This window comes from Sphingobacterium sp. UBA7038 (genome assembly GCF_002494055.1).
Classification (GTDB): domain Bacteria; phylum Bacteroidota; class Bacteroidia; order Sphingobacteriales; family Sphingobacteriaceae; genus Sphingobacterium; species Sphingobacterium multivorum.
On record NZ_DLAV01000006.1, the window covers coordinates 180,817 to 195,702 of the forward strand.

General features: G+C 39.8%; 13 protein-coding genes. 5 read left to right on the forward strand and 8 right to left on the reverse strand.

All coding sequences use genetic code 11. The features are described 5' to 3' along the window. The first annotated feature begins 93 nt into the window (after positions 1 to 93). Positions 94 to 1,101: a D-alanine--D-alanine ligase family protein gene (locus tag B3H30_RS02565; protein ID WP_070565010.1), complete on the forward strand. Its 1,008-nt coding sequence runs from the start codon at positions 94 to 96 to the stop codon at positions 1,099 to 1,101. Positions 1,102 to 1,308: 207 nt separating this feature from the next. Here B3H30_RS02565 and B3H30_RS02570 read toward each other — a convergent pair whose 3' ends face one another. The 3 genes from B3H30_RS02570 to B3H30_RS02580 form a co-directional block, all read right to left on the reverse strand. Then, positions 1,309 to 2,517: a serine hydrolase gene (locus tag B3H30_RS02570; RefSeq protein ID WP_254667688.1), complete on the reverse strand. Its 1,209-nt coding sequence runs from the start codon at positions 2,515 to 2,517 to the stop codon at positions 1,309 to 1,311. Between the two features lie 152 nt (positions 2,518 to 2,669). Continuing rightward, positions 2,670 to 3,164 (reverse strand): dihydrofolate reductase, encoded by a 495-nt coding sequence (locus B3H30_RS02575; RefSeq protein WP_070565016.1) that lies wholly within the window; start codon positions 3,162 to 3,164, stop codon positions 2,670 to 2,672. Positions 3,165 to 3,225: 61 nt separating this feature from the next. Further along, positions 3,226 to 4,047: a thymidylate synthase gene (locus B3H30_RS02580; RefSeq protein WP_070565019.1), complete on the reverse strand. Its 822-nt coding sequence runs from the start codon at positions 4,045 to 4,047 to the stop codon at positions 3,226 to 3,228. A gap of 266 nt (positions 4,048 to 4,313) precedes the next feature. Between B3H30_RS02580 and mtaB the strand changes: the two genes are divergently transcribed. Continuing rightward, positions 4,314 to 5,636: a tRNA (N(6)-L-threonylcarbamoyladenosine(37)-C(2))-methylthiotransferase MtaB gene (gene mtaB, locus B3H30_RS02585; RefSeq protein ID WP_070565022.1), complete on the forward strand. Its 1,323-nt coding sequence runs from the start codon at positions 4,314 to 4,316 to the stop codon at positions 5,634 to 5,636. Between the two features lie 177 nt (positions 5,637 to 5,813). Here the strand turns inward: mtaB and B3H30_RS02590 are convergent, their stop codons facing one another. After that, positions 5,814 to 6,710: an EamA family transporter gene (locus B3H30_RS02590; protein WP_286833136.1), complete on the reverse strand. Its 897-nt coding sequence runs from the start codon at positions 6,708 to 6,710 to the stop codon at positions 5,814 to 5,816. Positions 6,711 to 6,885: 175 nt separating this feature from the next. Between B3H30_RS02590 and B3H30_RS02595 the strand changes: the two genes are divergently transcribed. The 3 genes from B3H30_RS02595 to B3H30_RS02605 all read left to right on the forward strand — a co-directional run bounded on the left by B3H30_RS02595 (position 6,886) and on the right by B3H30_RS02605 (position 9,958). After that, positions 6,886 to 7,458, forward strand: coding sequence for a C40 family peptidase (locus B3H30_RS02595; RefSeq protein ID WP_046673998.1), 573 nt, complete (start codon positions 6,886 to 6,888; stop codon positions 7,456 to 7,458). A gap of 91 nt (positions 7,459 to 7,549) precedes the next feature. Then, positions 7,550 to 8,053, forward strand: a complete 504-nt coding sequence (locus B3H30_RS02600) for a hypothetical protein (RefSeq protein WP_236560122.1) — start codon at positions 7,550 to 7,552, stop codon at positions 8,051 to 8,053. A 345-nt stretch (positions 8,054 to 8,398) separates the two neighbouring features. Next, positions 8,399 to 9,958, forward strand: a complete 1,560-nt coding sequence (locus B3H30_RS02605) for a calcineurin-like phosphoesterase C-terminal domain-containing protein (protein ID WP_070565031.1) — start codon at positions 8,399 to 8,401, stop codon at positions 9,956 to 9,958. A 422-nt stretch (positions 9,959 to 10,380) separates the two neighbouring features. Here B3H30_RS02605 and B3H30_RS02610 read toward each other — a convergent pair whose 3' ends face one another. From B3H30_RS02610 to B3H30_RS02625, 4 genes are all read right to left on the reverse strand, one after another. Next, positions 10,381 to 11,706, reverse strand: a complete 1,326-nt coding sequence (locus B3H30_RS02610; protein ID WP_139144959.1) for a mechanosensitive ion channel family protein — start codon at positions 11,704 to 11,706, stop codon at positions 10,381 to 10,383. A gap of 39 nt (positions 11,707 to 11,745) precedes the next feature. After that, positions 11,746 to 13,116: a nucleoside permease gene (locus B3H30_RS02615; RefSeq protein WP_070565037.1), complete on the reverse strand. Its 1,371-nt coding sequence runs from the start codon at positions 13,114 to 13,116 to the stop codon at positions 11,746 to 11,748. Between the two features lie 45 nt (positions 13,117 to 13,161). Beyond that, positions 13,162 to 13,788, reverse strand: a complete 627-nt coding sequence (locus B3H30_RS02620; protein WP_070565041.1) for a bifunctional nuclease domain-containing protein — start codon at positions 13,786 to 13,788, stop codon at positions 13,162 to 13,164. Between the two features lie 115 nt (positions 13,789 to 13,903). Further along, a complete protein-coding gene (locus B3H30_RS02625; protein WP_286833140.1) occupies positions 13,904 to 14,878 on the reverse strand; it encodes an electron transfer flavoprotein subunit alpha/FixB family protein in 975 nt (324 codons plus the stop codon). Positions 14,879 to 14,886: the final 8 nt, after the last annotated feature.

A 14,886-nucleotide genomic window follows, 5' to 3' on the forward strand; every position in this document is an offset into this window, starting at 1 on the left:
TTTGCAGAATGATTAAATAAAATTATTCCTCACAAAATTATTCGTTTTTCCGTGTATAGCAAATTATATTTGCTATTCGAATCGCTAAAATTTATGAAAGCAAAAATAGCATTAATAACTGGAGGTTATACAGGAGAAGCTGAAGTTTCTTTTAAAAGTTCTGCCTTTGTCAATTCTCAACTTGATCACGACAAATACGATATATATTTGATTACAGTGACCAAAGAAGCATGGTACTATGAAGATTTGGACGGTAAGCGGCATCCGATTTCAAAAGCAGATTTTACACTTCCATTGAACGGAAATATCTTAAGCTTTGACTTAGCATTTATTATGGTGCATGGTGTGCCCGGAGAAGATGGAAGACTTCAGAGCTATTTTGATTTATTAGATATTCCATATACCTCATGTGATGCCTTGACTTCGGCATTGACTATGAATAAAGGGTATACAAAAGCGATTTTATCGGATATTCCCGAGTTGCATTTGGCAAAATCGGTCTTATTGTTTGAATCGCAACGCCCGGAAGCGGTCAAAATCGTCGAAAGCAATCTTTCGCTGCCGTATTTTGTGAAACCTAATGCCGGTGGAAGTAGTATCGGAATGACCAAAGTAAAGGAATCGGCACAACTGCAGGAAGCGATTGATAAAGCTTTTGATGCAGAGAATACCGGGAAACAGGTTATTGTTGAAGAATTTGTGACTGGACGCGAATTTTCCGAGGGAATTTTTAGGAATTCAAAAGGCGAACTCGTTGTTTTGCCGGCTACCGAAGTTCGTACTACACGTGAATTTTTTGATTATGAAGCCAAGTATGTACCTGGATTGACCGAAGAGATTACACCAGCAGATCTGACTAGGGAAGAGCAGGAGCGCGCTGCACGTATTTTAAGGGAAATTTATGTGAGATTGAACTGTAAGGGTATGGTTCGGGTGGACTTCTTTTTGGAAAACGATACCGATAAATTTTATTTTATCGAAATTAATACCATTCCGGGGCAGACTCCACAAAGCTTTATTCCGCAGCAGGTACGGGCTTTTGGAATGAAGGAGGGGGATTTTTACGGGGAGTTGATCGAAACGGCTCTACAATCGAAATAGTTTTGTTCTATCTCAGTAAGACTTGAGGCAGGGACTATATGGCTGGAGCGCGGATAAGCATACATTCCGATGATGACATACTGCATTTCCCGGCCACAGCCCGCTGATCATTCGCATAAGCAGCCTTCTAGCCAAGGAGGATAAAAATACGCCACGATGACGATGCGCAAAAAAGGCTTTCAATTTTCTGAGAGCCTTTTTTGTGTTTTATTTTCTGAAATCAAATTTCGATAGATCAGGTTTAAACTTTTTAACTCTTTTCAGCTCCTCCTGATAAATTACCTGACCGATATTTTTTAAAAAAGGATAGGTTACTGTTTCATATTCATAGCGTCCATCGTTGTAGATGCCATTTTCATTGGACTGTACAACAACGGCGAGCATAAATTCCACGCCATGTTCAAAGTCGACGACATAGGCATTATCAATATTATAGCCATAGGAATCTCCATACTTGTTGAAGATCCGGATGTTGGGATTTAAGATCGCATTTTTTTCACGGCCATAAAAAAGGAGCTTGCTATACGTTGGCCAGAATTCTGCTGGATCATATTTTGGAAAATCCGATTCAAAGGGATAGCGCGACATATAATCATAGAGGAGCGCGTAGTCATCTTTTTTCAGATTGAATCTTTCTTGAGGCTGAAATGCTTCGGGAAATAACAGCTTCTTCAATATCAGCTGTTGATCTTGCAAAGCGTATACATTTAATCCTTCAAAACTCCAGGGTTCATGAACAAGTTCATCTTTATCGTTCATGTAACCTTTCCCCTGAAGCGTATTGGACAGCTCGATGGTATAATCCTTGGGATCGAACTGTGCTTCTTGTTTATAAATAATACGCTTCCCCTTATAAAAGGTGACGGGGTTAGTATGTTTGGCCCATATGCCTTTGTCGCCAATAGCAAGACGGTTGACAATGCGGCTGTAATTAGTGCCGTATTTTTTTAGTTTCGCATTCAGTTCTGCACGGCCAATAAATTCGAAAAGCCTGTTTTGGGCATCGTTGTCGCTGGTTAATAAGATCTTTTTAACATATTGAGCAACAGATGGAAGGCCATTGGCGGCGGATTCATCCACAAGAACCTTAGTCTGCTTTTCAAAAGCAGAATCGATGCGTAGTGGGGTATCTTTGCTGAGACCGTCAATATGCAGGTCATTGATTTTTTCCAAAGCCAGAATTGCTGTCGGCAACTTCACTGTACTTGCGGGATAAAAATACCAGTTCGGATTCAGTCGATAGCTATAGGACCTGAAATGTGGCTTATTGGATTTGTCACGATCAATCTGTGTATACAGAATTTGTACTTCATTTTTCGTCGGATGACTTAATATGTTTTGAAATAGATCGGGATGACTTTGGAGTAATTTTTCCAGGTAAACAGTATCTATCTTCTGAGCGTATAGATCTGACATGAATAGAGTAAAAATTAGGGTGAGGTATTTTTGCATGTGCTTTAGATCAAAGTGTCGCGCCTGTAAGCTCTTCTATAGCTTTTAATGGTGATAGGATCATGAAGCAAAAAGCTCCATGATCCTATCGCGTTTTGCTATTCGTAAACATGGAATTATTTTCGCGTATAAACTTCAAAGGTATAAGCAAATGCATGTTTGTCATCGGCCTGATGCGAATCTGAGGCAACTAATTCCCATTCTTCTGACGGTAATTCAGGAAAGAAAGCGTCACCTTTGATAGTTGTATGTACGCGCGTCAGAAGCACTTTATTTGCCAAGGGTAGCGCTTGCTGATAAATGTTTGCGCCACCAATGATGAATACCTCACGTTCATCCCGGCAATACAAGAGTGCCTCTTGGATGCTGTTGGCAACATCAATATCTTCTCCCTGGAAATTCGCGTTACGTGTAATGACAATATTCCTTCTGTCTGGTAATGCTTTGCCTATGGCCTCAAAAGTCTTTCTGCCCATTAGGACAGAATGCGCAATGGTATTTTTCTTAAAATATTTAAAGTCGTTGGGTAAATGCCAAGGCATCTGATTGTCGATTCCGATGGCATTGTTTTCCGACGCAGCTACGATTAATGTGATCGTTGGGTTGCTCATTTTTGATATAAGGTGATTATTCGTTCGCTAAAATATATTACAAAATCAGGTACCTTTCTTGTTAAACGGCCACCGGAGCTTTGATATGTGGATGGGATTCGTAGTTTAACAATTCAAAATCTTCAAACTTAAAATCAAAGATATCTTTTACTTCAGGGTTTATTTTCATCTGGGGTAGCGCTTTTGGCTCGCGGCTCAATTGGAGCTCCGTTTGCTCGAAGTGATTACTGTAGATATGTGCATCGCCAAGGGTGTGGATAAACTCTGCGGCTTCCATGTCGCAAACCTGTGCGACCATCATCGTCAATAAAGCATAAGAGGCAATGTTGAAAGGAACGCCCAAGAATATATCGGCACTACGTTGATAGAGTTGACAGGACAATTGCGGCTTTAAGATACCTTTTTCAGGTTGTGCCGGAGCGACATAAAACTGAAAAAAGGCATGACAAGGAGGTAATGCCATATGCTCTATTTCGGCAACATTCCATGCCGATACAATAATACGGCGTGAATCCGGTGAATTTTTTAGCTGGTTGATAACCTGTGTGATCTGATCGATATGACGGCCATCGGGTGTTGGCCAGGAGCGCCATTGTGATCCGTATACAGGGCCCAAATTTCCTTGTTCGTCAGCCCACTCGTCCCAAATGCTTACGCCATTTTCTTTGAGATACTGAATATTGGTTTCACCTTTAAGAAACCAGATCAATTCATGGATAATGGATCGCAGGTGTAATTTCTTCGTCGTTACCAAAGGGAAACCTTCCTGAAGGTTGAAACGCATCTGATATCCAAAGACACTTTTGGTACCTGTGCCCGTACGATCTGTCTTTACAACACCATTCGTATATACATGTCTGAGTAAATCTAAATATTGTTTCATCTGTAAAAAGTAATTATTAAATACCAAATATCAATGCTATAATCGAACTGGATAGAACGAATAGCACTATTTTATGTGTCTGATTCTCAATCGGGGAATTTTTGAATACATCATGTCCGGCTCTAATTTAGTTTGTCCGTAATAAGCCGCCGGTGCATTCAACCTTTCAAGATAGTCAAAACTAAGGAAAATCCTTATAACGAGAAAGTCAAAACTTAAAATGATAAGAGGGGTTACTGAAAAAAAATGTAATTTTGCAAAATATTATGGAGAATAAAAAAGTAGCTTTTTATACACTTGGATGTAAACTGAATTATTCGGAGACATCATCCATTGGTCGTTTATTTAAAGATGCGGGCTATGATACTACAGCGTTCAATAGCCGTGCAGACGTTTATGTAATCAATACATGTTCGGTAACGGATAATGCTGACAAGAAGTGTAGAAAAGTAGTGAAGGAAGCTTTAAAGCACTCTCCCAACGCCTATATTACGATTGTTGGCTGTTATGCGCAGCTAAAACCAAAAGAGATTGCAGAGATTCCGGGAGTGGATATGGTCTTAGGTGCAGCTGAAAAGTTTAATATTATTGAGCATATCAATGATTTGACGAAACAGGAAAAAACGATCGTTTATAATGGTCCAATCGATGAGACCAATCAATTTGTTTCGGCTTATTCGATTGGCGATCGTACGCGTACCTTCCTAAAAGTACAGGACGGGTGCGATTATTCATGTACATTTTGTACGATTCCTTTGGCACGTGGCGGAAGCCGCTCGGGTAAGATCGAAGATATTGTGCGTCAAGCGGAAGAAATTGCAGCTTCAGGCGTAAAAGAAATTGTGTTAACGGGAGTTAATATTGGTGATTTTGGTATTCGGGATGGTAAGCGTGAAGACCGATTCTTGGATTTGGTAAAGGTTTTGGATGAAGTTGAAGATATCGACAGGATTCGGATTTCTTCGATAGAACCTAATCTTCTTTCCAATGATATTATTGAGTTTGTGGCGCAATCAAAACGTTTTGTTCCACATTTCCATATGCCACTGCAGTCTGGAAGCAATAAAATTCTGAGTTTAATGCGCAGAAGGTACAAAAGAGAACTTTACACAGAGCGTGTCGCATTTATCAAGTCATTGATGCCTAATTGCTGTATCGGTGTTGACGTTATTGTCGGATTTCCGGGAGAAACACGTGAAGACTTTATCGATACATACAATTTCTTGAATGATTTGGATATTTCTTACCTGCATGTCTTTACCTATTCAGAAAGGGAGAATACGATTGCTGCTCAAATGGACGGTGCTGTACCGGGAGCTCAACGCAGCGACCGTAGCAAAATGTTGCACATCCTTTCGGAGAAGAAGCGCCGTGCGTTTTATGAGTCACAGCTTGGTGAGACTGGTGATGTTTTGTTTGAAGCAGACGAAAAAGATGGTTATATGCATGGTTTTTCTAAAAACTATGTCAAAGTACGGACCTTATACGATCCATTATTGGTGAATGAGGTTGTGCCGGTTAAATTTATGGAAGTAACGGATTCCTGTGAAGTGGAAGTAGAAGAAATTCCGGAGACATTGACACATTAATCTTTTTAAGGGTTATACTATATTAAGATTTATAACATATAAAAAAGGCAATCTTCCCGCATAAGATTGCCTTTTTTCGCTAAAGAGAATTCCAAAATTTCCCTATTGATTGCAGTATGCTGTTGTATTTCTGATCAAATTGACGGCTGAAATCTGACCGGAAGTAAATCGGTACCTCTAATGCGTACTGCTCTTTGCTGCGTTCAACCAGATGACGGTACCCAAGATCAAAAGCACCCCGAGCCATTGTATCGTGGATACACTTTCATGAAGTATAAAAAATGACATACAGGTGGCTACAGGTAGCTCCGCCGAACTCAATATTCCGCCTAAGGAGAAGCCTATTTTAGGTAAGCCGTAGGCAAACAATAAAGGCGGGATGACTGTGCCAAATAGAGAAAGGATCAAGCCGAAATAAAGGAAGTTACCATCAAATTGACCATTCCATAAATAAGCAGGTGGAAATAAGGTAAAGACCATGATACAGGCCCCCGTTACCATAATAGCGCTTTTTTGAATGGGGTGATAGTCATTGCCGACACGACCGTTGACGATCATGAAGACCGAATAGGCGGTCGCCGCTAAAAGACCAAATAAGACACCTGTTAAGTTGAGCTGTTGTAAGCCTTTTTCAATAAGTCCAGTCGCTAATAATGTTGCAATGAGTACAATGCCGATGCCAATCAGGTTGTTTTTTGAAGGTTTTGCCTTGAAAAAGATAAATTCAATCAGCACACCGATCCAAATATACTGCATCAACAGTACAATGGCCAAGGAAGCCGGAACAAGCTGTACACATTTGTAATAGAGAATGCTCACCAAACCGGTCGAAGTACCACTGATTAATATCTTGATCCATGAAGATTTCTTGCTTGAAGAGTGAAATGACTTTGCCGAAAAGAGTTTGATGATGATATAGATAAGCCAAAGGATAAGCATGCCAAACAATACCTGAATTCCCGTTACCTCTCCTAAATTCAACCCTTTACCATAGGCTTTTTTAACAAACGTTGATAGTATCCCAAAACTACTCGCACCTAAAAAGACAGCTAATGCACCTTTTAATTTTTCCATTCTCAAATAAATTAGGCGTCAAAGTTACGATTTCTGAACAATTCTTTTTCTTATCTGACGTTCTTATCAAGAAAAGCAATCTCCGGGGGCAAGCAAATTTATTGGATATCAACAGCAATTTAATTAAGTTTGTTATGCAAGTAAGTTTGTTAAGCAAGAACGTAAATCGAACAGCATGGGTGTCAGATCTTATTTTATCTTCTTTTTAGGTGCAGTTCTATTTTTGAGCAGTTGTTCAACGAAGAAAAAGGTACTTAGCTCCAAAACACATTCTTCCAATGGTTCGGTTTTGACAGATGCGAGCTCAGCGCGTGGAAAAACTTTTTCGGGATCCAAACTTGACAATTATGCAGACTTGCTCAATGTGAGTACCAAAAAACTAAATCCGCACCTTTATTCCTTTATTGACGATTGGATGGGGATACCGCATCGTATGGGTGGACAGACCAAATCGGGGGTAGATTGCTCGGGATTTGTTAATCTGCTCTATATTGAAGTATACAAAGGGAATTTGCCGCGGACTTCGCGTGACATGGAAGGAATAGTAAAGAGAAAAAAGGTCGATAAACTTGAAGAAGGAGATCTCGTGTTTTTTTCTTTCGGACGAAATGGAATAGATCATGTTGGTGTATACCTGCATAATAATAAGTTCGTTCATGTTTCGACACGGAAAGGTGTTATTATCTCTGATCTTTCCGACAGTTGGTATGCGAAGACCTTTGTTGACGCGGGCTCTCCCAATATCTAAACGCGTGAATTTCATGTAGGTTTTATGTCATATCTTGATATAAACTTTTATACCCTGTATAAATCCTTATTTTTGTCAAAATTTTATAGAAATGACAATCAAGAGTAAGAAGATTTTTTTGGGCCTTTGTATTATTGTGCCGTTTTTGATGTATTGTGTTTATTACTACAGTAATATGATCAAAAATGCCCCTTTTCGTTTTGCCGATTTTGAATCCATTGAATTCAAATATGGCGAGCCGAACCACATGGTCAACGAATACAATTCAAAAACACGTATCTATAAATATTTAGACAAAAAAGATTCTCTAATTACCGATACTGTAAAATTTACAAAAGACGATTTATTATACCTGCATCGCAAAGCAATGGAGCTCGGCTTTTGGAACTTGGATACTGATATGACCGGTCCTGAATGGCAGCAGGATTCAACAAATTCTAAAGTCCCACGTTTTTATTTAGAGTTCAACTATAAAGATAAGTCCAAGCATATCACTTTGGATGCAGATTTTGCAGGCAACCCTCGGATGCACGATGCAGCAAAATCAATGATCGATGAAGTCAACCGCATGTTGGCAACTGCGCAAGCCAGATAGTTAAGAAATAGGCCCTAAGGGTAAAGAGAGAAATCAAGTCATTGGTTTCTCTTTTTTTGTGCCGAATATCCGTCTGAAAACAAAGGATGGAAGAAGGATTTAACCGGCCAACAACATATATGTTAATGGGGATTTTATAGGGACTTAATAGGGACCTGATAGGGACCTCATTCGGATGAATACGTATAAAACACGGATAAAGTCCCTATAACGATACTGCCAAATATGGATTAATTAATACAAGAGTGTTAAATGGCTTCCTTTGTTTTTTTGATAAATTCTTTATATTCTCTTTATACTCTGTTAACCTGAATCGAATACCTTAGCGCCAAAACAAAATTTCATATGAAAGCATTTTTGGCACTAGCAATTTCCTGGGCATGCGTAAACGCTGTGCAGGCGCAAGATTTTGCAAAAGGAAAAGTTTATCTGGACGCAAACAAGAACGGAAAATTAGATAAAAACGAACAAGGCATTGCGTCTGTTTCTGTTAGTAACGGGCGTGAAGTGACAACGACTGATAAAGATGGTAATTACCAATTGCCCGTTGGAAATGACAACATCATTTTTGTGGTTAAACCAACAGGCTATGCTTTGCCCTTGGATGAAAATAACCACCCAAAATTCTATTATATCCATAAAGTAAACGGTAGTCCAGTTTCAAAATACCCTGCTGTTGCTGCTACAGGAAAAATCCCTGCTGCTGTAAATTTTGCAATGTATCAACAAGATGAGGATCCTAATTTTTCAGCTTTTGTTTTTGGTGATCCACAGGCTTACACGGAGGAAGAACTGGCCTATTTCAAAAATGGTGTGATCAATGAAATTTCCGATAAGACAATTGCAAAATTCGGAATAAGCTTAGGCGACTTGGTGGGAGACGATCTTTCACTTCAGCCAAAATATAAATCGGTGATTTCCACGATGGGCTTGCCATGGTATAATGTCATGGGAAACCACGATATGAACTATGATGCTAAAGTGGATAGCCTCTCCGATGAATCGTTCGAGCGGACGTTTGGCCCCAATAATTATGCGTTCAACTATGGAAATACGCATTTTATCATTCTTGATAATATCATTTATCCGAATCCACGGACAGGTAAAGGTTATTTAGGCGGATTCCGTAAAGATCAGCTTGATTTTGTGGAAAATGACTTAAAAAACGTTGCTAAAGATAAATTGATTGTGTTGGCATTTCATATTCCTTTATACCATCAAAACTCGGATGTCTTTCGTAACGAAGATAGACAACGTCTGTTCGATATTTTGGCTCCATTTAAGCATACCTTGTCTTTATCCGCGCATACACACTTTCAGCGGCAATATTTTTATGGACAAAACGAAGGATGGAAACAAGAAAAGCCACATCACGAGTATAATGTGGGTACAACCTCGGGCGACTGGTATTCGGGCGAGTTGAATGAAAAGGGAATTCCTGTTTCTACAATGCGGGACGGTACACCAAAAGGGTATGCCATCTTAAAAATCGAGGGCAACCAGTACAGTTTTGATTATAAGGTTGTCGGTAAGCCGGCAACGTATCAGATTGATTTATATGGCGCATCAGTCGTTCCAGAAAAATACACAAAGAAATACCCGATATACGCTAATTTTTTCATTGGAAAGGAAGGTGACAAGGTAACGTATAGAATCAATCAGGGCGAATGGAAGGAAATGGATTTTGTCAATGAAAACGATCCGGCATTCCTAAATTCTCTTGCTAAATACGATACAGCAACCGAATTAAAGAATACGCGTAGACCTTCGAACCCCGAAAAATCCAGTCATCTGTGGACAGCTAATTTGCCCAAACTTAAAGCTGGTAAATATCAGATTGAGGTTCAGGCGGTTGATCTTTTCAATAGAGTACACCTGGCAACAAAGACTATTGAGGTGAGATAAATAAGCATTTGTAGAGTTGTTTTAAGTTTAAAGATAGCTTAAGATGCACTTAACATAACGATCCTATATTTGTGTAGAGTAATTTTTGATTCATAAAGAGTTAGGGTTAATGTGTAGATCTGTTGTGAAACACGTCTGAAAATTTAGTTTGTTTTTAAAGTGAAGGTAATCTCCCCAGATTACCTTTCACTGTTTTAGACCTTTTAGGCTATCTTACGATACCAGCATTTAACTGCTTCTCGGCTGGCCTGTTCTTACAGTTCATTTGATTTATGCAGACAAGGTTTTGCCTGGTAATTCGTTTGGTATATGAACCTTAGCAATATATGAACACATAGTTCGGCTGAACACTTGGTTCGACAGCGATATTTTCTTCTGAAAGTGTCTGATGTTATTGGCCAGAAAGAACATTCCGTTCGCTTTTATTGTTGTTGGTCTGCGAAGTCATGAAGGCTTTTATGCCGGATAGCACGCCGAAAATCATCCGATGCCGGATTTTCAAAGATCTCCAGGTCGAAGTATTTTGTGGCGGCAAATAGGTGGTCGAATACATCCGAAACAATTCCTTCGTAATATTCCCAGCGGATATCGTTTACAAAGAAATAAAGTTCGACTGGAACACCGTGTTCGGTTGAAGCAAGCTGACGCACCATCAGGGGCATGGTCTTGTGGATATTGGGGTTTTGACGTAAATAGGTGAGTGTGTAAGCTCTGAACATCCCTAAATTGGTCATTTTGCGACCGTTTATGGGGCTTGACTGATCTATCTGCTGCTGGGTGTTGAATTGGTCAATTGTCCTGGCGCGCTCTTCGATATACGGCCGCAGGATCTGTATATTTTTGAGTTTTTCAATTTCTTCATTTTCTAAAAATCGAATCGTGGAAATTTTGATATTTATGGCCCGCTTTAAGCGCCTACCGCCCGACTGCTGCATGCCCCTGTAATTTTTGAACGAATCCGACAATAGCGTATGTGTCGGTATCGTCGTAATGGTCTTATCAAAGTTCTGTACTTTTACATTATTGAGGTTAATCTCTTTGACCGTTCCATCGGCGCCATATTTGGGCATCTCTATCCAATCTCCGACACGGATGGAGTCATTGGCCGAAACTTGTATACTGGCAACAAATCCTAGTATAGTGTCTTTGAATACCAACATCAGAATTGCGGATGCGGCACCCAAGGATAATAAGAAAGACCAGGGAGATTTTCCTGTCAATATTGAAAAGCAGATCGTTCCGCCGATAAATAATAAGATAATCTGACAAACCTGTAAATAACTCTCCAGAGGTTTGTCTGCAAAAGATTTCTTCATGCGCAGCATATCCCGCAAACTTTTCAGGAGCGAATGAATAATCAATAAACTGACGACAGTCGTCGCTATGTCAAGTACTTTATTGCTGTTTTCTTTCCAGGTTGGAAAACCCATGAAGATAATGGGCATGATATATTGTGCCACTAATATCGGAACAAAATGAGCAACAAGTTTCAGTGTTTTATTACGGATCAACAGATCATCAAAGCGGTTTGTACTACGTCTGATGGCTTTGATTGTTAACAGGAGTAATGTTCTTTTGGTGAAATAGTCAATGATGATCAAAAACAAGACAACCAGTAAGAGTAAAAGGATCGAGTTAACAAAATGACTCCCCTGATTATCAAGGCCAAATTGTTTAATCCATTGAAATGTCCAATTATAGATGTGGGATTGAGAATCTTTGAATAATTCCGTTGCTGTGCTTTGCATGTTACAAATATACAAAAAGCCGCAATTAGCGGCTTTTTGTTATTTTGAATTGAGCGGTTCACGCTCGTGTTTATGTCTAAAGAAGACCGCAAAAAGGACTGCTATAATCAAGGTGTAGATGGCAAAAGCTAGCCAGATGTCATGCCAGTCTTTCAGCATGAGGTTACCACTTAACATGCCGTCAGGTAAGATTGAGATACTCTTTTCCTGCAGAAAATGTAGAAAATGGGTGTTGTCGATTGTTGTATCTAAATATTGTGCGAGATCTTTGCTGTTTTGAAAACTTTTGGTAAAGTAGTGGTCAATGATCCAACCCGATGCAAAACTGCCTACAACGGCACCAAAACCATTTGTCATCATCATAAACAAACCTTGTGCCGAGCTGCGTATGCTCGAAGTTGTTGAGGTTTCAACAAATAAAGAACCTGAGATATTAAAGAAGTCAAATGCCATACCATAGACGATACAGGATAATACAATCATCCAAAGTCCGCCTGCAGGGTCACCAAAGGAGAATAATCCAAAACGTAATACCCAGGCTAACATCGAAATCAGCATGACCTTTTTTATACCGAATCTTTTGAGAAAAAATGGAATAGCCAAAATAAATAGTGTCTCGGATATCTGGGAAATCGACATAATGATGGTCGAATATTTCACAACGAAAGATTCTGCAAATTTAGGATAGAATTTAAATTCATCCAAAAATACATCACCGTAGGCATTGGTCAGTTGGAGTGCGGCCCCCAAGAACATGGAAAAAATAAAAAATAAAGCCATTTTATAATTTCCGAAAAGTTTAAATGCCTCTAAGCCTAATAGTTGTGTCCAGGAGGCATCTTCCTGTTGTAACTTTTTTGGTGGACATTTAGGTAGCGTAAAAGCATAGAGACTTAAAGCCAGCGCTGCGGTTCCGGCGATATAAAATTGATAAGCTGTAGCCTTGTTGCCGGTTAAATTGGTGATCCACATGGCGACGATAAAGCCTATCGTTCCGAATACCCGGATAGGGGGGAATGCCTTGACCAAATCGTAGTTATTTTCATTCAATGCCGTATATGCAATGGAGTTGGATAGGGCCAAAGTGGGCATATAAAAACACATCGCCGCTAGCATTGCATAAAAAAAAGTGTTTGGATCATTTACCTGCGGTAAATAGAATAAAACACCCGCATAACATAAGTGAAGGATAAAATATAATCTTTCGGCATTTATCCAACGATCGGCGATAATTCCCATCAGGGTAGGCATAAATAAAGAAGCGATCCCCATGGTTGCGAAAATAGCTCCAAATTGTGTACCATCCCATTGTTTTGTGCCAAACCAATAGTTTGCTATTGTAATCAACCATGCTCCCCAGACAAAGAACTGAAAGAAGCTCATAATGGTCAATCTTAATTTAATAGACATAAATCGATGTTATTTAAAATTTTTATTTCGCTTTAATGAAAGGAGTTATTTTCTTTTGGAAATCTCATCCCTAATCAAGGCAGCCTGCTCGTAGTTTTCTTCGGTCAATGCCTGATTAAGTGCTTGCTCCAGTTGCTCATCTGTCAACGAGGAGAAAGGATTTTGTGGGGATTTTGAAGGTATTTTTTCTTCGACCTCAACAACACTTGGATCCTGAACTTTGTTGGATTTGTCCAGGTTTTCCAAAAATGCAAACTCATGTCCTTCAATGATAATTCCAGCAGAGGACATAATAAATTCGTAGGCATAGATCGGAGCTTCAAACCGTACAGCCAGTGCAACTGCATCGGATGTCCGGGCATCAATTTCTACAATCTTGTTGCCGTCGGAACAGATAATTTTAGCATAAAATATCCCTTCAATCAAATTATAGATCAGTACTTCAATGAGTTTAATACCAAAAGAATCTGCAAAAGATTGAAATAGGTCGTGTGTGAGCGGACGACTAGGAATCATTTTCTCTATCCGAATAGCAATAGCTTGAGCCTCATGGCTGCCGATGATGATGGGCAATCTTCTGTTGCCCTCCACTTCTCCCAATACAAGAGCATAAGCGCCAGATTGTGTTTGACTATAGGATAAACCAACGATATCTAATCTGATTTTCTTCATTTTAATTCCAAAGCGGTCTACAAACTTAGATAAATTTGCTTTTATATGCAATTATAACAACTAAAAACTCCCCATTCATTTTGGATAAATGGGGAGAATATATCGGATGAAAGCTTTAAATACCTTTGTAAGCCTTCAATGCCTGCGTTAATTTCGGAACGACGTCGAAGGCATCGCCTACAATTCCATAGTCGGCCACCTTGAAAAAGGGCGCTTCTGGATCTTTATTGATGACAACGATTGTTTTGGATGAGCTTACTCCAGCCAAATGCTGGATTGCTCCGGAGATACCGATTGCGATGTAGAGATTGGGGCTAACAACAATACCTGTTTGGCCTACGTGCTCCGAATGCGGGCGCCAGCCTGCATCGGATACGGGTTTTGAACAGGCTGTAGCCGCGCCAAGCACATCGGCGAGTTCTTCAATTATCCCCCAGTTTTCAGGTGCTTTTAGACCACGGCCGGCAGAGACGACGATTTCAGCTTCCGGTAGGGATATTTTGTCTGTTGCACGAACAATCTCTTTGACCATAGTTGTAAAATCTGTTTGGTCAATATTCGGGGCAAAAGTTTCGACATTTGCGCTACCACCGGTCTCTTTTGTTTCATAAGCATTTGGACTAAGTGCGATGACTTTTATATCCGAGGTTAGTTCGAGCGTAGCGAAAGCCTTATTGGAAAATGCCGTTTTTTTGACAGTCAGTTTGTCGCCATTAATGGTCGGCAATTCGAGTGCGCCATCGGCCAGACCAGCCTCCAATTTGGCTGCAATACGTGGAGCGAGTCCCTTACCTGAGAATGAGTTGGACAGCACAAGTATTTTTGAACCGGTACTTTTTACGGCTTCAGCAATGATGCTTGCATACGCTTGGTTTACAAAAGAAGCAAGTTGTTCATTATTGACATTTAATACTTTGGAAGCACCGTACTTGCCTAAACCAGCAAGTTCGTCATCAGCGACATTTCCGATTGAAATAGCCACAAGATCAGTCTGTATGTTATCGGCGATGGATTTTGCATAAGAAACAACTTCAAAAGCTGATTTTTTGAATTTTCCATCAGTATTTTCTACATATACGAGTATAGACATAGTGTTTT